22 protein-coding genes are annotated in these 21997 nt (G+C 63.2%); 14 read left to right on the forward strand and 8 right to left on the reverse strand.

The window, feature by feature from the left end:
• The first annotated feature begins 165 nt into the window (after positions 1-165).
• Positions 166-1347: a flagellar biosynthesis protein FlhB gene (gene flhB, locus ACSQ25_RS05420; RefSeq protein ID WP_436104685.1), complete on the forward strand. Its 1182-nt coding sequence runs from the start codon at positions 166-168 to the stop codon at positions 1345-1347.
• Positions 1347-3467, forward strand: a complete 2121-nt coding sequence (gene flhA / locus ACSQ25_RS05425) for a flagellar biosynthesis protein FlhA (RefSeq protein WP_436104686.1) — start codon at positions 1347-1349, stop codon at positions 3465-3467. Before flhB ends, flhA begins: the two co-directional genes overlap by 1 nt.
• A gap of 104 nt (positions 3468-3571) precedes the next feature.
• Here flhA and ACSQ25_RS05430 read toward each other — a convergent pair whose 3' ends face one another.
• Positions 3572-4990, reverse strand: a complete 1419-nt coding sequence (locus tag ACSQ25_RS05430; protein WP_436104687.1) for a mannose-1-phosphate guanylyltransferase/mannose-6-phosphate isomerase — start codon at positions 4988-4990, stop codon at positions 3572-3574.
• 478 nt (positions 4991-5468) lie between these two features.
• Between ACSQ25_RS05430 and ACSQ25_RS05435 the strand changes: the two genes are divergently transcribed.
• The 7 genes from ACSQ25_RS05435 (at position 5469) to ACSQ25_RS05465 (ending at position 11032) form a co-directional block, all read left to right on the forward strand.
• Positions 5469-5699: a hypothetical protein gene (locus ACSQ25_RS05435; RefSeq protein WP_436104688.1), complete on the forward strand. Its 231-nt coding sequence runs from the start codon at positions 5469-5471 to the stop codon at positions 5697-5699.
• Positions 5700-5954: 255 nt separating this feature from the next.
• Positions 5955-7391 (forward strand): flagellar biosynthesis protein FlhF, encoded by a 1437-nt coding sequence (gene flhF / locus ACSQ25_RS05440; protein ID WP_436104689.1) that lies wholly within the window; start codon positions 5955-5957, stop codon positions 7389-7391.
• On the forward strand, positions 7384-8181 hold the full coding sequence (locus ACSQ25_RS05445) for a MinD/ParA family ATP-binding protein (protein ID WP_436104690.1): 798 nt from the start codon (positions 7384-7386) through the stop codon (positions 8179-8181). The genes flhF and ACSQ25_RS05445 overlap by 8 nt, the downstream gene beginning before the upstream one ends.
• A gap of 140 nt (positions 8182-8321) precedes the next feature.
• Positions 8322-9053: an RNA polymerase sigma factor FliA gene (locus ACSQ25_RS05450; RefSeq protein ID WP_436104691.1), complete on the forward strand. Its 732-nt coding sequence runs from the start codon at positions 8322-8324 to the stop codon at positions 9051-9053.
• Positions 9035-9778, forward strand: a complete 744-nt coding sequence (locus ACSQ25_RS05455; protein ID WP_436104692.1) for a flagellar motor protein — start codon at positions 9035-9037, stop codon at positions 9776-9778. The genes ACSQ25_RS05450 and ACSQ25_RS05455 overlap by 19 nt, the downstream gene beginning before the upstream one ends.
• A 12-nt stretch (positions 9779-9790) precedes the next feature.
• The gene (gene motD / locus ACSQ25_RS05460) at positions 9791-10519 is read left to right on the forward strand and encodes a flagellar motor protein MotD (RefSeq protein ID WP_436104693.1); all 729 of its coding nucleotides are present in this window, start codon (positions 9791-9793) and stop codon (positions 10517-10519) included.
• 18 nt (positions 10520-10537) lie between these two features.
• On the forward strand, positions 10538-11032 hold the full coding sequence (locus ACSQ25_RS05465; RefSeq protein ID WP_436104694.1) for a hypothetical protein: 495 nt from the start codon (positions 10538-10540) through the stop codon (positions 11030-11032).
• A 44-nt stretch (positions 11033-11076) separates the two neighbouring features.
• Here ACSQ25_RS05465 and ACSQ25_RS05470 read toward each other — a convergent pair whose 3' ends face one another.
• Entirely contained in the window at positions 11077-12165 is a 1089-nt protein-coding gene (locus tag ACSQ25_RS05470) for a M35 family metallo-endopeptidase (RefSeq protein WP_436104695.1), read from the reverse strand.
• 227 nt (positions 12166-12392) lie between these two features.
• Positions 12393-13439: a M35 family metallo-endopeptidase gene (locus tag ACSQ25_RS05475; RefSeq protein WP_436104696.1), complete on the reverse strand. Its 1047-nt coding sequence runs from the start codon at positions 13437-13439 to the stop codon at positions 12393-12395.
• Between the two features lie 279 nt (positions 13440-13718).
• Here ACSQ25_RS05475 and ACSQ25_RS05480 point away from each other — a divergent pair, with 279 nt between their 5' ends.
• Positions 13719-16292: an EAL domain-containing protein gene (locus ACSQ25_RS05480; RefSeq protein WP_436104697.1), complete on the forward strand. Its 2574-nt coding sequence runs from the start codon at positions 13719-13721 to the stop codon at positions 16290-16292.
• A gap of 3 nt (positions 16293-16295) precedes the next feature.
• Here the strand turns inward: ACSQ25_RS05480 and ACSQ25_RS05485 are convergent, their stop codons facing one another.
• Entirely contained in the window at positions 16296-16652 is a 357-nt protein-coding gene (locus tag ACSQ25_RS05485) for a response regulator (RefSeq protein ID WP_436104698.1), read from the reverse strand.
• Positions 16645-17814 (reverse strand): sensor histidine kinase, encoded by a 1170-nt coding sequence (locus ACSQ25_RS05490; RefSeq protein ID WP_436104699.1) that lies wholly within the window; start codon positions 17812-17814, stop codon positions 16645-16647. The genes ACSQ25_RS05485 and ACSQ25_RS05490 overlap by 8 nt, the downstream gene beginning before the upstream one ends.
• A gap of 326 nt (positions 17815-18140) precedes the next feature.
• Between ACSQ25_RS05490 and ACSQ25_RS05495 the strand changes: the two genes are divergently transcribed.
• Complete coding sequence (locus tag ACSQ25_RS05495) at positions 18141-18587, forward strand: hypothetical protein (RefSeq protein ID WP_436104700.1); 447 nt, start codon at positions 18141-18143, stop codon at positions 18585-18587.
• A gap of 68 nt (positions 18588-18655) precedes the next feature.
• On the opposite strand, the gene ACSQ25_RS05500 is transcribed toward ACSQ25_RS05495, so the two are convergent.
• From ACSQ25_RS05500 to flgA, 3 genes are all read right to left on the reverse strand, one after another.
• A complete protein-coding gene (locus ACSQ25_RS05500; protein ID WP_436104701.1) occupies positions 18656-19126 on the reverse strand; it encodes a flagella synthesis protein FlgN in 471 nt (156 codons plus the stop codon).
• Positions 19127-19132: 6 nt separating this feature from the next.
• Positions 19133-19456 (reverse strand): flagellar biosynthesis anti-sigma factor FlgM, encoded by a 324-nt coding sequence (gene flgM, locus ACSQ25_RS05505; protein WP_436104702.1) that lies wholly within the window; start codon positions 19454-19456, stop codon positions 19133-19135.
• A gap of 125 nt (positions 19457-19581) precedes the next feature.
• A complete protein-coding gene (flgA, locus tag ACSQ25_RS05510) occupies positions 19582-20280 on the reverse strand; it encodes a flagellar basal body P-ring formation chaperone FlgA (protein ID WP_436104703.1) in 699 nt (232 codons plus the stop codon).
• A 158-nt stretch (positions 20281-20438) separates the two neighbouring features.
• Here flgA and flgB point away from each other — a divergent pair, with 158 nt between their 5' ends.
• From flgB to ACSQ25_RS05525, 3 genes are read left to right on the forward strand one after another with little or no spacing between them, the layout of a single operon-like run.
• On the forward strand, positions 20439-20855 hold the full coding sequence (flgB, locus tag ACSQ25_RS05515) for a flagellar basal body rod protein FlgB (protein ID WP_436104704.1): 417 nt from the start codon (positions 20439-20441) through the stop codon (positions 20853-20855).
• 11 nt (positions 20856-20866) lie between these two features.
• Entirely contained in the window at positions 20867-21268 is a 402-nt protein-coding gene (gene flgC / locus ACSQ25_RS05520; protein ID WP_436104705.1) for a flagellar basal body rod protein FlgC, read from the forward strand.
• A gap of 10 nt (positions 21269-21278) precedes the next feature.
• Positions 21279-21989: a flagellar hook assembly protein FlgD gene (locus tag ACSQ25_RS05525; RefSeq protein WP_436104706.1), complete on the forward strand. Its 711-nt coding sequence runs from the start codon at positions 21279-21281 to the stop codon at positions 21987-21989.
• The last annotated feature ends 8 nt before the right edge of the window (positions 21990-21997 follow it).

A 21997-nucleotide genomic window follows, 5' to 3' on the forward strand; every position in this document is an offset into this window, starting at 1 on the left:
TGCACGTTCATGCGTACGGCATGCACTAACGATGCTTGAATACAACGTTCTGCCCTGCTCCTCGAATATGAGGTGCTTTACTCCCCTGTTTGAAGTATGGATGTAGGGCAATATCGACGAAAATGCTGACTTGTACCAATAAACAGCACAGGACAGGAACGCGCGATGGCGGACGACAGCGACGCAGAACGGACAGAACCAGCGTCACCCAGGAGGCTCGAAAAGGCGCGTGAAGAAGGCGACGTCCCCCGTTCGCGCGAAATCGCCACCTTCACCGTCCTGATGACCGCGGGCGCCGGCCTGTGGATGACCGGCGGCTCGCTGATCGGCAAGCTGGAGCAGGCAATGCAGTCCGGCCTCTCGCTCAGCCGCGACCAAGTCTATAACCCCACCGTCCTGATCGAACGGGTCACGGCCGACCTGGTATCGGTCCTGATCGCCTGCCTGCCGCTGGCCGGCCTCATCATGCTGGTCGCGCTCGCCTCGCCGCTCCTGATCGGCGGCTGGAACTTCTCCGCCAAGGCCTTTGTGCCGAACTTCATGAAGCTGGACCCGATCAAGGGCATCGGCAACATGTTCTCCACCAATGCCCTGATCGAACTGCTGAAGGCCATCGCCAAGACCCTGATGGTCGGCGCCGTGGCCTGGGTCGTCATCATGGGGCAGAAGGAAGCGGTCATCGGCCTGGCGGTCGAACCGCTGGGCGCCGGCACCGCCCACGTAGGCGAGCTGGTGGCCAAGGCATTCCTGTTCATCACCGGCGCCCTGGGCGTGATCGCGGCCATCGACGGTCCCTGGCAGCTGTGGCACTACCACGACAAGATGAAAATGACGCGCCAGGAAATGATCCAGGAGTCGAAGGAATCGGACGGCAATCCTCAGATTAAGGGCAAGATTCGCCAGATGCAGCGCGAAATGGCGCGCGGACGCATGATGCAGAATGTCCCTACTGCGGATGTGATCGTCACCAACCCGACCCATTACGCGGTGGCGCTGAAGTACAGCGACGGCCAAAAGGGTGCGCCGCGCGTGGTGGCCAAGGGCGTCGACGATGTGGCGGCCAAGATCCGCGAACTCGGCGCCGAGCACAAGGTGACCCTGCTGGAAGCCCCGGCACTGGCCCGTGCGCTCTACAAGCACACCGACATCGACGAAGAGATCCCGGAGAAGCTGTTCTCGGCCGTGGCCGAAGTCCTGGCCTACGTCTACCAGCTGCGCGCCTACAAGAAGGGCGAAGGCATGTACCCCGATCGCCCGACGAAGCTGGCGGTGCCGGCGGAGATGGACCCGAACGACCCGGCCTACAAGGGTCCGGGTGCAGGAACCAATAACGGAGCATTGCATTAATGAACAGCATCAAACTGCCGGCATGGACGGGCGGCCTCGCGGCCAAGGGCGCCAGCGCGCTCGCCGCACCGATCTTCATCATCATCCTGTTGGCGATGATGATCCTGCCGCTGCCGGCCTTCGTGCTGGACGTGTTCTTCAGCTTTAACATCGCGCTGTCCGTCATCGTCCTGCTGACCGCTCTGTACACGGTCAAGCCGCTCGACTTCATGGCCTTCCCGGCCATCCTGCTGATCTCGACCATGCTGCGCCTGGCGCTGAACGTCGCTTCTACCCGTATCGTCCTGACCGAAGGCCACACCGGCGGCGCCGCTGCCGGTAAAGTGGTGGAAGCCTTCGGCCACTTCCTCATCGGGGGCAACTTCACGGTCGGTATCGTCGTGTTCATCATCCTCACCATCATCAACTTCTCGGTGGTGACCAAGGGTGCGGGCCGTATCGCCGAAGTCGGCGCGCGCTTCGCCCTGGATGCGATGCCAGGCAAGCAGATGGCGATCGACGCCGACCTGAACGCCGGCCTGATCGGCGAAGCCGATGCCCGCAAGCGCCGCAATGAAGTGGCGCAGGAAGCCGAGTTCTACGGCGCCATGGACGGTGCCTCCAAGTACGTCAAGGGCGATGCGGTCGCCGGCATCATGATCACCCTGATCAACGTCATCGGCGGCCTGATCATCGGTGTGGTGCAGCACGACCTGAGCTTCGGCGAGGCCGCCGAGGTGTACACGCTGCTGGCCATCGGTGACGGCCTGGTGGCCCAGATTCCTTCGCTGATCATCTCGATCGCGGCCGGTATGGTCGTATCACGCGTGGCCAACGAGGACGATATCAGCAGCCAGGTGACCAACCAGCTGTTCGCCCGCCCGGAAGCCCTGTACATCACCGGCGGCATCATCTTCGCGCTGGGCGTGATCCCGGGCATGCCGAACCTGGTGTTCCTGCTGCTGGGCGGCGCCCTGTGCGGCAGCGGTTACATGATTGCCAAGCGCAAGAAGGAGGGCCCGGCCAAGGAAGCGGCCGCGGCGGCGGAAGCGGCGGCAACGGCAGCTGCCGGGGGCGCAGCCGCCCCGGCCGAGTCGGAAGAAGCGACCTGGCAGGACGTCATGGCGGTCGACACCCTCGGTCTGGAAGTGGGCTACCGCCTGATCCCGCTGGTCGACAAGACCCAGGGCGGCGAGCTGCTCAAGCGCATCAAGGGCATCCGCAAGAAGTTCGCCCAAGAAGTCGGCTTCCTGGCGCCGCCGGTGCACATCCGCGACAACCTGGAACTCAAGCCCTCGGCCTACCGCATCACCCTCAAGGGCGTGGAAGTGGGCACCGGCGAAGCCATGAACGGCCAGTTCCTGGCGATCAACCCGGGCATGGCCAGCGGCACGCTGCCGGGCCTGGTGACGACCGATCCGGCCTTCGGCCTGCCGGCGACCTGGATCGACGCCAGCCTGCGCGACGAAGCTCAGAGCATGGGCTACACCGTGGTCGACGCCGGCACCGTGGTGGCGACCCACCTGAACCATCTAATCACGACCCATGCGTCGGAACTGCTGGGCCGCCTGGAAGTGCAGGCGCTGCTGGACCACTTGGGCAGGGAAACGCCGAAACTGGTTGAAGACCTGGTACCGAAGGTCGTGTCGCTGTCGACCCTGCAGAAAGTGCTGCAGAACCTGCTGCAGGAAGGCGTGCACATCCGTGACATGCGCACCATCATCGAGTCACTGTCGGAATACGCCAACCAGACCCAGGATCCGGGCGAGCTGACCGCGATGGTGCGAGTGGCGCTGGGCCGGGCGATCGTGCAGCAGCTGTTCCCTGGCACCAATGAGCTGTCAGTCATGACCCTCGACAACCGCCTCGAGCGTCTGTTGATGCAGGCAATGGGCGCGGGCGGCGACGGCGCCGGCATCGAGCCAGGCCTGGCCGACACCATCGCCCAGCAGGCGGCGAATGCGGCGGCGCAGCAGGAACAGATGGGCCTGAGCCCGGTGCTGCTGGTGCCGGCTCCGCTACGCGTGCTGCTCTCGCGCTTCCTGCGCCGTGCAGTGCCGCAGTTGAAGGTGCTCTCGCACAACGAAATTCCGGAGACGAAGACGATTCGGGTGACCAGCCTGGTGGGCGTGCCGATGTAGTCGGAAGTAAGGATCGGTAGGTCAGGCAATCGACTGTCGCAACAGTCGATTGCCCGACAGTAGCTTCTGACGTAGTAATTTACGTCAGCGCAGACTGAGGTAATTTAAGTACGCAGATAGATGTCTTCAAAGCGCACAATGTCGTCTTCGCCCAGATAGCTGCCAGATTGCACTTCAATCAGGTGCAGCGGGAGCTTGCCCGGGTTTTCAAGGCGATGTGTCATGCCGATCGGGATATACGTGGATTCGTTTTCCGACAACAGACTCATCTTGTCGCCACATGTAACGAGGGCGGTGCCCGATACCACGATCCAGTGCTCGGCGCGATGATGATGCATCTGCAGCGATAGCTTTTCCCCCGGTTTGACGGTGATGCGCTTGACCTGAAAGCGGTCGCCGGCATCAATACCTTCGTAATGGCCCCACGGCCGGTAGACTCGGGTGTGGTGTACATGCTCGGTACGTTCGTTCACCTTGAGGTGTTCGACAACGTTCTTGACACGCTGGACATGGTCCTTGTGCGAGACCAATACTGCGTCGGGCGTCTCGACTACTACCAGATCTTTGACACCGACGACAGCGACAACACGACTCTCTGCGCGTACTAAAGTATTGCTCACGCCGTCCAGATAAACGTCCCCGCGTTGCACATTACCGTCAGCGTCCGCACACTGCACATCAGCCAGCGCCGCCCACGAGCCGACATCGCTCCAGCCGATGTCTGCAGCTATAACCACGCCGCTAGACGTGTGTTCCATCACAGCGTAGTCAATCGAATTGGAAGGGCAGGCTGCGAAAGCAGCTCCATCTAGGCGGCAGAAATCCAGGTCACGATAGGCGCTTTGCATGGCCAACTTGGTAGCCTCGGCAATCGCCGGTGCATGCTGCGCGATCTCAGCGAGGAAACGATCTGCACGGAACATGAACATACCGCTGTTCCAGTAATAGCCGCCTGCGGATAAGAATCCTTCTGCAGTGTTGTGGTCCGGCTTTTCAACAAAGCGCTCGATTCTGTAACTATCAGCGCTGCCTCCAATTAGTTGCCCGCGCTGGATGTAGCCATAACCTGTGTCGGGACTATTCGGGACGATACCGAAAGTAACCAAAGAGCCGTTTTGAACTAACGCCGCTGCCCGGTCAACTGACCGAAGAAAAGCGTCATTCTTCTCGATCACGTGATCAGCAGGCAACACCAGCATGATCGCATCTGGGTCCTGAGCGTGCAGGTAAAGAGCTGCAGTGGCGATCGCAGGTGCGGTATTGCGGCCAACCGGCTCAAGCAAAATGCCTTGTGGGGCAATGCCCACCTCGCGTAGTTGCTCAGCAACTAAAAAACGGTGCTCGTTGCCACAGACGACTAGCGGAGCCGTGAACCTTTGGCAGTCATGGACGCGTAGAGCGGTCTCCTGCAGCATTGTTTTGTCGGTTACCAAAGGGAGCAGTTGTTTGGGCATCACTGCACGCGACAGTGGCCATAAACGGGTTCCGACGCCGCCAGAGAGAATAACTGGGCAAATCTTCATGAGATACTTTTCTTAATTTAATCTGTGTTTGGGTTGTACTTTAAGTAATAGAGTGCTTATATTTCAAGGCGTCTCCGGCGTCCAATGCGTCTGTTCGCTTCAGTTCCAACTACTAGTGAGCAACTTAGCAGCGAAAATTGACATAGGCTAACAAACTAGTTTACCCGAAAAAGTAACGGTGAGTACTTGTTTGTGAGCTAATCCCGCGCAGTCGTGCTTGCAGCGATATGCGGCCGATAAAGGTGCTGTGGCCCAGCTAAATTCCAATTACCAAACTATCTGGTAACCGGTCTCATCCGGGGTTTGTAACAAATGCTGAGTAAATGGTCGTAGCACAAAGTATCTAGACTGTCAAGATGCTGATGGTTTCCGATCCTTGCCTCAAGGAATTGCTTAATGTCTAGTTAGTGCGATATCGAACAGATATTATTTATGCATGCGTGCTAGGATCGTATCTCCAATGAGAAGGAGACGATCGATGATGCATCTAAATAATCGCGTTCAAAGCTCGGCACCCACGATCGAGCGTTCAATTCAGGCTGAAGCATCTATCTACACACGGGAGCAGTTCCGCGCCATCCTGGCCCGACAGCCAGAGTGGAAGGTTCGTGCTGCACTCGAAGAAGGGAACATCCCCAGTTCCAACATCGCACAGGCGATCGAATGGCTCGAAGAGCAAGCGGTCGAACATCGCGGTTACTGGAGCTGATTGTCTGCACGTAGAAGTAAGCTGAGCAGCAGACGAAGTTACGCCAGCTCGAGTAGCTGGCGTTTGTCGTTGGCCGAGCTGCCGGGCGTTTATGCGATAGAACATTCCTTCCAAGATCCCTAAGTTGAAATAGGGCTCTTTCCCCTCCCTTTTCCCAAGATGGTTTCCCCACGGCATCGCCAATAATGCTGACTATGGACGGGCAATTGTGCCCATCGCAAATAGAACAGTACAGTTGAAGTGCGGAGAACAACGATGAACGTGAAGAAATTTACAGCGGCTACTTCCCGTGACGCCTTGCGCAAGGTGCGCGAGGCGCTCGGCCCTGACGCGGTCATCCTCTCCAACCGCCCGGTCGACGGCGTGGTCGAGATCCTGGCACTGGACAACGACGATGTCGCCTCGCTGGCTTCCCCCGCCATCGAAGAGCCGCAGAAGCCGTCCTTCCAGGGCTTCCAGGCCTTCGACAGCGACTTCGACCCGGAACCCGTCTTCACCCGCGCCCCGGCCGCCCCTGAACCACGCCAGCCGGCACCGCGCGCCGCCGCTCCCAGGCTGGATGCGTTCGCCGGCCAAGCCTACGTCGAGCGCCGTACCGCGCCAGTCGCCGAGCCGGAAGTCCCGCCGACCTACGTCAACCGCCGCGCCCCTGCTCAGGAGTCGGCGATCGACATGGCCGCCATGACCCAGATGATGAGCGCCGCCATCGCCCAGGCCAAGGAATCGGCCGCGCTCGAGATGAGCGGCATGATGAACGAGATCCGCGCCATGCGCGGCCTGATGGAAACCCAGCTGGCCGAACTGTCCTGGAACGCGACGGCCCAGCGCGAGCCGCAGAAGGCCGCCGTGCTGCGCGAGATGCTGGCAGCCGGCTTCTCCGCCACGCTGGCGCGCTACCTGATCGACAAGATGCCCGCCACCAAGGACGCGGCCGATGCGCTGCGCTGGATCAAGACCGTCCTCGCCCGTAACCTGACCACCATCACGAACGAAGACGACCTGTTGAACAAAGGCGGCGTCTTCGCCCTGGTCGGCCCGACCGGCGTCGGCAAGACCACCACCACCGCCAAGCTGGCGGCGCGCTGCGTGATGCGCCACGGCCCGGACAAGCTGGCCCTGATCACCACCGACGCCTACCGTATCGGCGGCCATGAGCAGCTGCGCATCTACGGCAAGATCCTGGGCGTGATGGTGCACTCGGTGAAGGACGAGGCCGACCTGCGCATCGCCCTCAAAGAACTCAAGAACAAGCACACCGTCCTGATCGACACCATCGGCATGTCGCAGCGCGACCAGATGGTGACGGAACAGGTGGCGATGCTGTCCGAATCCGGCGCCGACGTGAAGCGCCTGCTGTGCCTGAACGCGACCTCGACCAACGAGACCCTGAACGAAGTGGTGCGCGCCTATCAGGGCAGCGGCCTGGCCGGCTGCATCATGACCAAGCTGGACGAAGCCGCCTCGATCGGCAACGTGCTGGACGTCGTGATCCGCCAGAAGCTGAACCTGCACTACATCTCGAACGGCCAGCGCGTGCCGGAAGACCTGCACCTGGCCGACCGCGCCATGCTGATCGACCGCGCTTTCCGCAATACCCGCAATGCCTCCGCCCAGTTCGGCGACGCCGACCTGCCGATGATGATGGCCGCAGCTGGCCAGGACCGCAACCTGCGCGAGGTGCAGCTTGGCTAGTTTCGATTTCGACCAGGCCGAAGGCCTGCGCCGCATGCTGCAGGGCCCGCGCCCGCGCATCGTCACCTTCCTTTCCGCTACGCCTGAAGACGACAAGGGCGCCATGCTGGTCAACCTGGGCGCCTCGCTGGCCCAGCTGGGGAACGAAGTCCTGATCGTCGACGCCTGCGAGCGCGACTACGGCGTGGCGCGCCGGCTGGGCCTGAGCCGCGCCGCCACGCTGGCGGACGTGGCGCGCCAGGAGTGCGGCCTGAACCAGGTGATCCACCAGGTCCCGCAAGGCTTCTCGGTCGCGTCGCTCGGCGATCCAAAGGACAGTGCGGATACGCGCCGCCTGGCCAAGACCTTCGACGTGCTGGTCAAGCAGGCCGGCATCGTGATGGTCGACGGCGAGCTGGGTCCGGATGGCGAATTCCCGCTGGCGCTGATGGCCAGTTCGGAGATCGTGGTGCAGGTCGGGACCTCGGCCGCCTCGATCACGAATGCCTATGCGCTGATCAAGCGCCTGGCGCAGCAGCTGGGCCGCCGTCCCTTCGGCATCCTGGTGACCGGCGCGACGGAGGCGGAGGCCAAGCTTGTATACGATAATATGTCAACTGCGGCAACACGTTACCTGGCGGTCAGCCTGAGCGCCATGGGTTCGGTGCCGGCCGACGAGTACCTGCACCGCGCCGCGCGCCTGGGCCGGGCGGTGGTCGATGCCTTCCCGCTGGCGGGGGCCTCGGTCGCCTTCCGGCGCCTGGCAGGGAAGTTCGCGCTGCACGCGATGCCGGGCCTGGGCAGGGGATAATCGTAGGGTGGTCGGCTTTGCCGACCGCGCGTCCAGCCAGTGTCAGCGATGTGGTAACGCGTCTGCTGGTTGAACGCGCGGTCGGCAGAGCCGACCACCCTACGGAAAAGCAGAGATAGCGGAAGAGAAAAGCAAAACGCATGTACACGGTCAAAGGGAAAGCGGACAAGAACCATTTGCTGACGGAGCACATGCCGTTGGTGAAGCGTCTTGCCCACCACATGAAGGCCAAGCTGCCGCCTTCGGTGGAAGTCGATGACCTGGTGCAGGCCGGCATGATGGGCCTGCTCGACGCGATCAACCGCTACGAAGACAACCACGGCGCCCAGTTCGAGACCTATGCCGTGCTGCGCATCCGCGGCGCCATGCTGGACGAGCTGCGCAACAGCGACTGGATGCCGCGCAGTACGCGCCAGAACATGCGCAAGGTCGAGGCCGCGATGGAGGCGCTGCAGCAGCGCCTGGGCCGCCCGGCCAGCGAATCCGAGATCGCCAAGTCGCTCAAGATGTCGCTCGCCGACTACCAGGAGATGCTGGGCGACGGCGGCGGCCACCAGCTGCTCTACTACGAAGACTTCCACGACTCCGAGGAGGGCAGTGACGGCTTCCTCGACCGCTATGCGGTGGACGACAGCGACCCGCTGCGCAGCCTGCTCGATACGGGCTTCCGCCAGGCCGTGATCGACGCCATCGACAACCTGCCGCCGCGCGAGAAGATGCTGATGGGCCTCTACTACGAAGAAGAGCTGAACCTGAAGGAAATCGGTGCCGTCATGGGCGTGAGCGAATCGCGGGTGTCGCAGCTGCACACCCAGGCCGTGTCGCGCCTGCGCGCCGCCCTCAAGGAGCAGTTGTGGACTGGGCAAGCGTAGCCGGCCTGGTGCTCGCGCTCGCGGGCATCCTGGTCGGCCATACGCTGGACGGCGGCAAGTTCGCTTCGCTGGTGCAGCCGGCCGCCTTTGCCATCGTGGTGGTCGGCACGCTGGGGGCCACCCTGCTGCAGAGCGAGCGGCGCAGCTTCATGCTGGGCCTGCGCATGCTGCGCTGGGTGTTCTTCCCGCCGAAGTCCGGGCGCGACAAGCTGTCGCGCGAGATCGCGCTGTGGAGCCTGTCCGCGCGGCGCGACGGCCTGCTCTCGCTCGAGCAGTACATGGCCACCCCCGACAGATTCATCCAGAAGGGCCTGCGCCTGGTGGTCGACGGCATCCATCCCGACAAGATCCGCAGCCTGCTCGAGAACGAGATCAACGCCTACGAATTCTCGCAGCGCCAGGCGGCGCGCATCTGGGAATCGGCGGCCGGCTATGCGCCCACCATCGGCATCCTGGGAGCGGTGCTGGGCCTGATCCACGTGATGGAAAACCTGTCCGACCCCTCGCGCCTCGGTTCCGGCATCGCGGTGGCCTTCGTCTCCACCGTCTACGGCGTGGGGCTGGCCAACCTGTTCTTCTACCCGGTGGGGAACAAGCTGAAGGGCATCGTCACCGACAAGGTAGCCCAGTACGAAATCCTCGCCGAAGTCTTCCACGACCTCGCCAGCGGCGACCACACCCGCGTGGTCGACGAGCGGGTGGCGAGCCTGCTCGCGCGCCATTAAGGGCTGCCCGGCATGGCGCGAAAACGCTACGACGACGGCCCCGGCGAACACCACGAGCGCTGGCTGATCTCCTACGCCGATTTCATCACGCTGCTGTTCGCCTTCTTTGTCGTCATGTATGCGATCTCCATCGTTAACGAAGGTAAGTACGCGGTGCTGTCCGAAGCGCTGGGCGACGCCTTCGGCGGGCGCAGCGTGGCGCCGCAGGCGCATACCAGCGTCGAGCCGGTGCTGCCGCTGTCGCACATCGTCAACCGCAAGCGCCAGGAGGCGGCGCGGCGCGAGCGCGAGCGCATGGAGGTGCTGGCGAAAGACCTGACCGCGACCCTGATGCCGCTGGTGAAATCGGGCCAGGTGCGGGTGACGCAGAACGCGCGCGGCATCGGCATCGAACTCAACGCCAGCATGCTGTTCGCGCAGGGCGAAGCGACCCTGCAGCAGGAGGCGCGCGCGGTGCTGGGCCAGGTGGCGGGGCTGCTGAAGAACGCTCCGCACCGGATCGAGGTCGAAGGCCATACCGACAAGCTGCCGATCACCAACGAGAAGTTCGCCTCGAACTGGGAACTGTCGGCGGTGCGCGCGGCCAGCGTGGTGCGCCTGTTCATCGAGAACGGGGTACAGGATGCGCGCCTGTCCGCCATCGGCCACGGCGCCACGCGTCCGGTGGCGCCGAACGACACGCCGGCCAACCAGGCGCGCAACCGGCGCGTGGCGGTGATGATCCTGGCGTCCATGCCATAACAAACTTCGGGAGACTCCATGCATGTCAAACGTATCCCTCCAGCGCTGCTGCTGGTCCTCGGAGGCCTGGTGAGCGCGGCCGGCGCCGTCGGCGCGGTGGAAAAGGAGGCGCAGGTGCGCCACCAGCTCGAAGTCGAGACGGCCGGCGCCAAGGTGAAAGTGCGCCTGATCGTCGAGAACCATGGCGACACCACCATCTACGTCCCGCGCGAAGTCGCCGCCGGCGACGAGATCACCGGACGGCGCTTCGACCTGCGCGATGCCACGGGCAAGCCGGTCGGCTATACCGGCATGATGGTCAAGCGCGGCGCGCTCACGGCCGGCGACTACCAGGCGGTGGCGCCGCACACCATGCACATGAATACCATCGACATCACGCCTTCCTATGCCTTCGCGAAGGGAAAGCACAGCTACGAGATCCGCTACGACGGCCCGTGGCTGGCGGATGTCGCGCAGCTCGAGGCCGTCAGGAACAGTCCGGCGGCGCCGGTCAGGTTCAGCTTCAGCAAATAAAAAACGGGCCGGTATTCCGGCCCGTCGTCATGCCGGGTATCAGCTTAGTTCAGCGCAGGCGTGTTCTCGCCGAAGTATTCATGCGAGTCGGCGTTCTGCACCGCCAGGTCCGGATTGCTGATCGCCAGGCTGGCCGCGCCCGATTGGCCGTACACATGGTCATCGGTACCGGCCACCACGTTGAAGTGGCTCATCTCGTGCACCAGGGTGCCGCCCTTCGAATCGGTGCCGGTCATCGGCGCCGCCCAGAAGGCCTTGCAGACGTAGATCTTGTACGGCTGGGTCGGATACACATAGGCGTAGTAAGTCTTGTTGCAGCCGCAGTCGACCGTCACCGGCTTGTTCGCGAAGGCGTCCTTGATGGCGGCGAAGTGCGACTTGACGGTGGCCACGCGGGTGCTGGTGTTGGTGCCGAACCACTTGGTGTAGCGGGTGCCGATCACGCCGCGCTGCATGTAGGCGTCGCCGTCGCTCGCCATCGCCGAGCCGGCCGACATCGCCTGGGTGACCGTGGTCTGCTGGGTGGTGGTGCACCTGCTGAAGCTCAGGCTGGCGGCGGACGGCTGGGCGGCGGCCTGCTTCATCGCTTCGATGTCGAGCATCACCTGCGACTTCTGGCCGCGCGCGAAGCGGCCGTCGATCCACACGGAGGCCGGCGCGGACACCAGGGTGGCGTTGTCACCGCCGGCGTCGCCCGGGGCGTCCAGGAACAGCTGCGGCGACATCTGCTTGTAGCTGATCTGGTAGTCGCCGCTGACGCTCATGTCGTACAGGGCCGAGAGTTCGACCTTGACGCTGTGCGAGGCGCCCGGCTTGAGCAGGAAGTAGTCGGCCCGGGTCGGGGCCGCGCGCTTGATGTGGGCGCCGAGGTAGGGCACCGGCTGGCCGTCGCGCCTGATGTCGAACAGCGCTTCCTCCATGCCTTCGAAGGGCGTGCGTGCCTTCATGATGTACTGCGGCGCGCCCGAGTTGTTGGTGATGGTGACGCGTACCACCACGTCGTCGTTCTGTCCCAGCGCGTTCTTTTCGGGAACCACGGTGACCGCCACGCCCTTCGGCGCCGCGGCGACGTTGCAGGCTGCCGCGAGCGCAGCCATGCCCAATGCCGACTTCCAGATGCCTTTCAAGCTCATGCTCATTCTCCGTATGAAAATTAGTTATGCGGCTCTACTCCAGCCTTATCGAGCTATCCATGAGACATGAGATAACTCAAGTGGATATTTACGGAAACATGGATTTGTGTAAAGTTGAATCGACGCGAACGTGACAATTTTTGTGAAGTGTCAACAAAACGCAAAAATCGGCAATCGTGCGCTGGCGGTTTGTATACACAAGTGCTAGCAATTCGGATATGCGCTGGCTACTGCTGCGGCGGCGAATTCTCACCAAAATACTCATGCGAATCGGCGTTGCGGACGGCGCGCGCCGGGTCCATGCGCGCCAGCTCGGCCGCACCCTGCTGGCCATACACGTGGTCGTCGGTGGCGGCCACCACGTCGAAGTGGCTCAGCTCGTGCAGCAGGGTGCCGCCGCGCGAGTCGGTGCCGGTCAGCGGCGCCGTCCAGAAGGCCTTGCAGACGTAGATCGCATAGGGCTGGGCCGGGTACACGTAGGCGAAATAATCCTCGTTGCAGCCGCAGTCGATCTTCAGGGGCTTGTTCTCGAAGGCGTCGCGGATGGCCGTGTAGTTGCTGCTGACGATGGCGGCGCGGCCGGCGTCGAACACGCCGAACCAGTTGGCGTAGCGAGCGCCGTACTGGTTTCCGCCGGCCCCGGCCGCCAGGTAGTTGTGGGCATCGACCGTCATCGCCTTGCCCGCGTCCACCGCCGCCGCCAGCTGTTCCTGCTGCGCGTTCGAGCATTTGCTGAATTCCAGGCCGCCCCCGGTGGCTGCCTGCTTGGCGGGCGGGCGTGCTCCGCGCGGCAGGCGGCCGTCGATCCAGATCCCCACCTGGCTCGAGGCCAGCGTGCCGGGCATGGGCCGCATCCCGGCGCCGGCGAACAGGCCGCTCGACGCGGTGCGGTAGCGCAGCTGGTAGGGTCCGGTCACGTTCATTTCGTACAGCGCCGACAGCTCGACCGTGCTGCTCAGCGACGCGCCCGGTTCCAGCCGCAGGTAGTCGTCCGGGCCGGGGGCGGCGCGCTTGACCTTGATGCCGAGGTAGCGCACCGGCTGGCCCTCGCGCAGCACCTCGAACAGCGGTGCCGCGACGCCGCCGGCCGGGGTATGCCACTTGAGCAGGAACTGGGGCGTGGCGCTGGTGTTCAGCAGGGTCACGCGCACCAGCACCTCGTCGCTGCGCGCAAACTTGTCGCGCACCGGCGCGATCGTCACGCTCACGTCCTGCGCCAGTGCGGGCAGGGTGGTCAGGGCCAGCAGGCAGGAAAGCAGGGAAGAGTGGCGCATGGAAATTCCTCTTAGGATGATTGATCGGCCTACTGTGCGCCGCCACGCTGTCCCCGCCTTTGCGTTATCCCAAGCGTCTATTTACCCCGAGCAACAAAACCACACTGGCGATATGGCTAATAAACAACAAATGTGATAATTAGTGATTATTTGCTCGATTCAGGACAAGGCCATTGCTATCATGCAATGACTTTATCCAGGAATAAACATCTCCTACTTCGGCAGGCCTTCCATGATTACCCAGCATCGATCCCGTCCCGGACGCGCAGGAGGCAGGCCATGAACGGCCTCCATGATTTCGTCGACGAACTCGCCCGCGAGATCGGGATCGACCGCGAGGAGGTGGAAGCACGCAAGGCTTTCCTGGAACTGGGCGAGCCCGACGTCGCGGCCCTGCGCGACGTGCACGAACTGCTCGAGTGCCACCGCGATGCCTTCTCGGACCGTTTCTATGCGCACCTGATGTCCTTCCCCGGCCTGCGCGACATGCTGGGCACCGGCGCCGAGGCGCGCCTGCGGCACCTGCAGGCCCGCTACTTCAGCAGCCTGACGGCGGGTGAATACGGCGAGGACTATATGCGCGAGCGCCTGCGCGTGGGCGCGACCCACCAGCGCATCGGGCTCGATCCGAAGTGGTACATCGGGGCCTACCGCAAGTACCTGTCGGAGCTGGTCGGCATGCTGGAACGCCGCCTGCAGGGCCAGCCGGAGCGCTTCCACGCCGCCGTCGACGCGGTGCTGAAGATCGTCTGCTTCGACATGGGCCTGGCGCTCGATACCTATTTCCATGCCAGCCAGCGCAGCAGCCTGCAGAACCAGAACTACCTGGAGCAGGTCATCGACGGCATGCCAGCCGGCCTGGTGGTGGTCGATGCCGAACTGCGCGTCAGTTCCATGAATCGCATGATGGCCGACCTGCTGGGCGTGCCCGACGGCCTGCTGCAGGAAAGCAGGCTGCAGCTGGAAGAACTGATCCCCAGCCCGGAACTGGTCAACCGGGCCGCCGAGGCCCTGGCTTCCGGCGCGCCGCATGACAACGTGCTGGTCACCCTCGACGGCGGCGCCGATGGCGTGCGCTACGTCGACTTCAACATCCGCCGCACGCGCAAGGACGGCAGCCACATACTGCTGCTGATCGGGCAGGACATCACCTTCCGCCGCAAGGCCAGGCTGCGCCTGCAGGAGAGCGAGGAATTCTTCCGCCTCACCTTCAACCAGGCCGCGGTCGGCATCGTGCTGCTGGGCGCCGACGGCCGCGTGCTGCGCACCAACAGCAAGATGTCGCAGATCCTCGGCTATTCCGAGATCGAGCTGCTGCAGCGCTTCTTCCAGCAGCTCACCTGCGAGGAAGACCTGCCGGAAGAACTGGCCCTGAACGCCCGCCTGAAGACCGGCGAGATCAGCGACTACCAGCGCGAGAAGCGCCTGATCCGGCGCGACGGCGCGCAGGTCTGGGTCAGCGTCAACGTCTCGAGCATGCGCGACGCGAACGGCAACCATCGCTTCATCTGCGTCATCAAGGATATCCAGCGCCAGAAGAAGGCCGAGGAGGCCTTGCTGCGCATGGCCAACCATGACGCCCTGACCGGGCTGCCGAACCGGATCCTGATGCAGGACCGGCTCGGCCAGGCCATCATGCACGCCCACCGCGCCGGGCGCCAGGTGGCGCTGATGTTCATCGACCTGGACCGCTTCAAGCACGTCAACGACAGTCTCGGCCACGATGCCGGCGACGCCCTGATCGTCGAGATCGCGCGCCGCCTGTCCAGCAGCCTGCGCGAGAGCGACACCGTGGCGCGCCAGGGCGGCGACGAATTCGTGGTGGTGCTGCCCGACCTGGCAGGCGAGGAAGACGCGGCCAAGGTGGCGCGCAAGCTGCTCGACAACCTGTTCCAGCCCATGCTGCTGTGCGGCCAGGAAGTGTTCCCCTCCGGGAGCATCGGGATCGCGATGTACCCGCGCGACGGCGAGGACAGCGCCACCCTGCTCAAGTGCGCCGACAGCGCCATGTACGGCTCCAAGGGGCGGGGCGGCAACCACTACTCCTTCTACACGGCCGAGATGGGCGAGCAGGCGGAACTGCACCTGCGCATGGAAGGGGCGCTGCAGCGCGCCCTGCAGCGCGAGGAGTTCCTGCTCTATTACCAGCCGGTGGTGGACATCGGCAGCGGCCTGGTGACCGGAGTCGAAGCACTGCTGCGCTGGCAGCCGCTCGGGCGGCCGATGGTGTCGCCCGCGGACTTCATCCCGCTGGCCGAGGAGACCGGCCTGATCGTGCCGATCGGCGACTGGGTGCTGGCCACCGCCATGCGCCAGCAGGTGGCATGGCGCGGCGCCGGCCTGAGTCCGCTGCGCATCAGCGTTAACCTGTCCGCGCGCCAGTTCCTGGGCCAGGACGTGGCCCAGCGCGTCGCCGCGTTGCTCCAGGAGACCGGTTGCGACCCGGGCAGCCTGACCCTCGAGATCACCGAAAGCGTGTTGATGGAAAACCCGATGGCGGCCACCGAGACCATGGGCCGGCTGGCCGCGATGGGGGTGCAGCTGGCGATCGACGATTTCGGCACCGGCTACTCGAGCCTGGCCAGCCTGAAGCGCTTCCCGATCCACAGCCTGAAGATCGACCGCTCCTTCGTGATGGACCTGACCCAGGATGCCGACGACGCGGCCATCGTCAACGCCGTGATCGCGCTGGCGCATTCCATGAAGCTGAACGTCATCGCGGAAGGCGTCGAGACCAGCGAGCAGCTGGCCTTCCTGCAGCAGCACGGCTGCGACCAGATGCAGGGCTACTGCTTCAGCAGGCCGGTCGCGCCGGAGAGCATCGAAGCGATGCTTCGAATGGGTGTTCGATGATGCCTAGCACCCCAAAAGGGGAATGACGGCGTCAATCGAATATGGTTTTGTAATAAAAGGAAAACGCCGCTTCTGCCGCGCCCAGTGAATCGGCGCCGTAAATCCGGAAGTCAAAACGATTTTAATGCTCGGATAAATTTCGGCAACGGTTTCCGCCAATTCGAGCCCCGTCATGGAAGGCATCATCACATCGGAAAAGAGTGCATCGATATCCGACCGCGTTTCCAAAAGCTTGAGTGCATCGTGGGCAGAATAAACAACCAGTGCATCAATACCATGGTAGCCCAGTAATTCTCCGGCTATATCCGCGAGATCGGGCTCGTCGTCGACGACCAGCGTCTTGCAGCGGCGTTCAATCATATTGGCTGTCTTCCACGCGACGCCTGGTGTGTGCGACGCTGTCGGAAGGCCTGAATCCCGCCGGCAGGCGCGGCATTTTTACGGTGAAGGTCGTTCCGTCTTCCACATTCGATGTCACTTCAATCTTGCCGTCGTGCGCGTGGATGATTTCCCTGGAAATGTAGAGACCGATGCCAAGGCTGGTGCGCTCCGTATAGTCGTGCTCGATCTGGTTGGCATGCATGGCAATCCGTACCATCGGGTCGAAGATCGTCGCCATGCTGTCCACCGGGATGGTCGCCCCCTGATTGTTGACCGCAATGGCCACCTGGTCGTCCTGGCTGCTGAGCCGCACGCTCACCGGGAAGTCCGGGCTGCTGTACTGGATCGCGTTGCCGATCAAATTCGACAGCGCCTGCGCCAGGCGGCCTTCATCGAAGATGGCGTCGAGCTTCGGCGGAACCTGCAGATCGATCGAGCGCTCCGGATGGAAGGTGCGTGCCTCGTTGACGACTTCTTCGCACAGCGCGACGAGACTGCCTTGTTTGACGCGCACAGGAATGCCGGGGCCCAGATGGGTGCGGGTGAAATCGATCAGGTCGTTGATCAGCTTGCTCATGCGTTTGCCGCTGTTGAACATCCGCGTCGCGACCAGGATGAATTTGGGCGGCAGATCCGCCTGCATGAGGAAGCTTGCCCCGCTGACCACGGTGCCAAGCGGATTGCGCAAGTCATGCCCGAGGATGGCAAGGAACATGTTCTGCGACTGTTTGACCATGAATTCGTAGCGCGCAATCGACTCGGCCAGGGCCTGGTCGACCGCCTCGTTAAAGCGGGTAACGTCGGAAAGATCATTGCGTTGCTGGCCCTTGGCCTCGGCAGCCCACAGCATCAGCACGCTCGAACGCAGGGCGCGGTATTCGGAGACCAGCTGGACGACGGTGTAGCCCGACAGGAGCCGCGCCTCGGCATGCGTTTCGGCGGCCGTATCGTCAGGGCCGCGCTTTCCAAGGCCTTTTGATTTGGCGAAGCGCTCGTGCTCGGATTGCGGGGTGTCGAGGTCGGCAGCGAAGGCGTGCAACATTTGCTTGGCATGGTCACGCAGTTCGACATCATCCATTGCGAGGGCAGGCGGCTCGATCGTTCGCGCGAAATCCTCCCAGGCCTGCATGATCGGTTCCATATTACTGTCGATGAATCGGCTTAGTCCATTCTGGAACATTTTATTAAATCCTTTATTGCCGATTCAGCGAAAATCACCTAGAGCGGAAATTCATACTAACAGCTATCCGGAAAGCCTGTTCCTTTATCGATCCGCCCTTAAATAGGGAAAAAGCAGCTCGCTTATATCGGACATAATGCGTACAATATTGGCCGAAAATAATCGGGCAATATTGGAGGATATTTTCTGGTATTTTCAGGCGAAACATTCCACCACGCGTGGGGGGCTCCACAGGAATGACTTCGTCCTATCATTGCGTCCTTATCGCAGCATTGAAAGGATGCCCCATGAAAATGACCAGACTGTTTGCCAGCGCCTTCGTCGCGTTACTGCTGTGCTCGAGCCATGCCGGCGCTGCCGAGCCCGAAGAGCGCTTCCTGCTCACCCCGGCACTGCTGGCCAAGCTGAAGGCCGCCGCGCCGGATATCAAGAAGCTCGAAAAGGACGACGATGAAGAGCGCGACGACGGCAAGAACAACAACCTGTCGGCCGAGGAATTCGCCCGCGTGCTCGACAAGGAACCGCGCGCCAGGGCGGTGCTGGCGAAACACGGCCTGAGCACCCGCGAGTTCGCGCTCATGAGCTACGCGATGGTGCACGCCGGGATGTTCGTGGGCCTGGAGCCGAGCATGAACAAGAAGCAGGCGGCCGAGATGCTGGCTGGCTTCACGAAGGAGCAGCGCGCCAACGTAGCCCTGCTGCGCAAGACCGACATGCGCGCGTTCGGTAAATAACACCGCTCCACGAAATGACAACGGCCGCCCAGTGGGCGGCCGTTTTTCATGGGCAGTCGGGTTGTCCTTCAGCCGATCACGTAGCGTTTCGAGGGCCCGGCGCCGACCGCCTGGCCGCTGGCGCCGTACACGCCGCCGGCTTCCGCGCCGGCCGGCATGCGCAGCGCGTTGAGCACGCCCTGGTTGTGCGCCAGCTGCTTGTTGATCAGCATGCCGTTGACGCGATTGAGTTCCTTGGCCTCACGGGCCAGCGCCAGCAGGGCTTCCCATTGGGCGGACGCTTCCGGGTTGCCGCCCACGGCCAGCCAGGGTTCCATGCCCGCTTCCGAGCCTTCGCAGCCGGCGGCAAGCAGCGCCGCGTGGCGCTGGGCCGACAATTCGGCGAGCGCCTGCAGCAGTGCGTTCTTGCGGGGAGTAAGGTGTGCCAGCCCGTCGGCGTCAGCTGCGACCAGCAGCTGCTGTTCCTGTTTCATCAGCTCCAGCAGGGCGCTGACGTGTTGCTGTTCTTGAGGGACGGTCGTGATCGGGCTGATGGGCATGAAGGTTTATCGCTTGCGTGAATGGAGCAAGTCGCGCACGGTATCGAGCAGGCCGTCGGCGACTTTCTCGGAGTTGACCTGGAACTGGCCATCGGCGATGGCCATCTTGATGCGCTCGACTTTCTTGGTGTCGAACACCTGGTTGTTGCCACCCACGGCGCTGACCATGGCCTGGCCCTGCGAGGACAGGCGCACGCTGTCGGTCGCGGCCGGCGTGGCAGCCGTGCCCGCGGTCGTGGCGGCCTTGTCGGCGCCGCGTGCATTCGCGGTGCCGTTGGTGTTGGTCGGCTGAAGGCCTGGGTTGCTCTTGAGGGTATCGTTGATTTTCACAGCATCATCCTTCTCTGTTCGGAGCGGAAACTCCGGGATCTGCGTCTGGTATCGGCAAGGATTTCACAAACTTTAGCGCAGAAAAGGGTGGTGAGTAAAAATATGCGGCGTCGATAAAGGCGGCGTCAGATCGCCACTTCGATGATGCCGCCGGCCCGCGCGGTACCGCTGACCACGGTGCCCGACTGGGTGCGCGCCTGCGCCACCTGGCCTTCGCCGGCAGTGTTGATCGCCTTCGCTTCGCTTGAAACCGAGAAGTTGCTTCCTTTCGATACCAGGCGCACCGCCTGGCCCTGCTGGACCACCGGCTTCGATTTCAGCGTATCGAGACGCAGCGGGGTGCCGGCGGGCAGCGAGGCGGTCGGCGTGCGGCCGATGGCCTGGGCCATGTCGGTGATGATGCCGTTCGGCATCGCGGCGATGTCGCCCTGCATCATGACGAGCTGGCCGGCGTCGACCGGCTGGCCCTGGGCCAGCGGCACGGCGGCCGCGACGTAGTCGGCCACCACGTTCACCGTGGCCTGAATATACACCGTCCATGGCGAGGGCGCGGTGCAGCGCACCCCGACCGTTGTTTTGCCCCACGCACGCGCGCCCGGCTGCTGGAAGGCTTCCGGCGCCGGGCAGGCCGCCAGGCTGGTGCGCGGATCGACCTGGCCCACCTTGACCGTGACCTTGCCCGGCAGGCCGGCGCTCTGGGTCTGCAGGTATTGCTCGGCGACCGTGCGCAGTGCCGGCAGGTTCTGGCGTCCGGCATTGACTGCCTGCTGGGCGCTCGCCAGGGGCGCTGCAAGGATGAGCAAGGAGGCGAGGATGCGTTTCATGGGACCGATGGAAAGGGTAGATGCTGCCATTTTAGGCAGCGCCGACTTGCCGCGAAACTTTGAATAGCCGGGTTTTGGCCGTCTTACTCGACCGATTGGGAAGTGTTGCCTGTACGTATCATCGGTGCTGTCCCAACAAGTGTCCAGCAGGAGGCGGCATGATCGGCAAGATCGACCAGTACCTGAGTTTCAACGAAACGGCCCTGTCCCTGCGCGCCCAGCGCCAGGAACTGCTGGCGTCGAACATCGCCAACGCCGACACCCCGAATTACAAGGCGCGCGACATCGACTTCAGCAACGCGCTGCAGAGTGCGCTGGCCGGCAAAGGCGCCGGCGGCCCGCTGGCCACCACCGCCCAGAGCCATATCGGCCGCGGCAAGCCGACCGGCGACGTGCTCGCCAACGGCACCCCGGTGCTGTACCGCGGCGACGTGCAGGGCAGCGTCGACGGCAATACCGTCGACATGGACGTCGAGCGCAACCAGTTCGCCGACAACGCGCTGCGCTACGAGGCCGGCATCACGATGATCAACCACCAGATCAGGGGCCTGCTGGCGGCCATCCAGGGTCAATAAGGACTCCAATTATGTCGCTCTTCAATATCTTCAACGTTTCCGGTTCGGCCATGAGCGCCCAGGCCCAGCGCCTGAATACCGTGGCCTCCAACCTGGCCAACGCCGACAGCGCCACCAGCCCCACCGGCGAAGCCTACCGCGCCAAGGCGGTCGTGTTCGAGGCCGTGCCCCAGCAGTCCGGCGGTAGCGCCGTGCGCGTGCGCGAAGTGGTCGAAGACCCGTCGCCGCTCAAGCAGGTCTACGACCCCAAGCACCCGATGGCCGACGAAAAGGGCTATGTGGCGATGCCGAACGTGAACGTGGTCGACGAGATGGTCAACATGCTGTCGGCCTCGCGCTCCTACCAGACCAACGTCGAAACCATGAATGCGGCCAAGAGCATGCTGCTCAAGACGCTCACCCTCGGCCAATAAAGACTAAGCCATGACCACCATTAACACCGCCAACCCGGGCGCCAATGTCAACGACCTGATGTCGACCATGAACGCCAAGAAGGCCGAGGTCGACGGCGTGCAGGCCGACACCGACAAGTTCATGACCCTCCTGGTGACCCAGCTGAAGAATCAGGATCCGCTGAACCCGCTCGACAATGCCCAGGTCACCAGCCAGCTGGCCCAGTTGCAGACCGTCACCGGCGTCAACAAGCTCAACAGCACGCTGGAATCGCTCAAGGCCAGCTACCAGTCGTCCGAAGCGATGCAGGCGACCAACCTGATCGGCCACGGCGTGCTGGTCGAGGGTTACCAGGCCCAGCTCAGCGGCGGCAAGGCCATCCTCGGTGTCGAGCTCGACAGCGCGGCCGACAAGGTCCAGGTGGTGGTCACCAGCAATGCCACCGGCAAGGAAGTCGCCACCATCGAACTCGGCGCCCAGCAGCCCGGCGTGCTGCCGATCGCCTGGGACGGCGTGGTCGACCCGACCAAGGTCGATGCCGACGGCAAGCCGGTCACGCTGCCGGACGGTACCTATACCTACAAGGTGATCGCCAGCCGCGCCGGCGAGGAACTGAAGGATGCGCGCACCCTGTCCTTCGACAGCGTCGCCAGCGTCACCACCAATTCGAAGGACGGCGTCAAGCTGAACCTGCCGGTCAAGGGTGTCGTCACCATGGCCGATATCAAACAAGTCCTGTAAGGAGTACA

Source organism: Massilia sp. LjRoot122 (genome assembly GCF_964252725.1).
GTDB lineage: Bacteria > Pseudomonadota > Gammaproteobacteria > Burkholderiales > Burkholderiaceae_D > Telluria.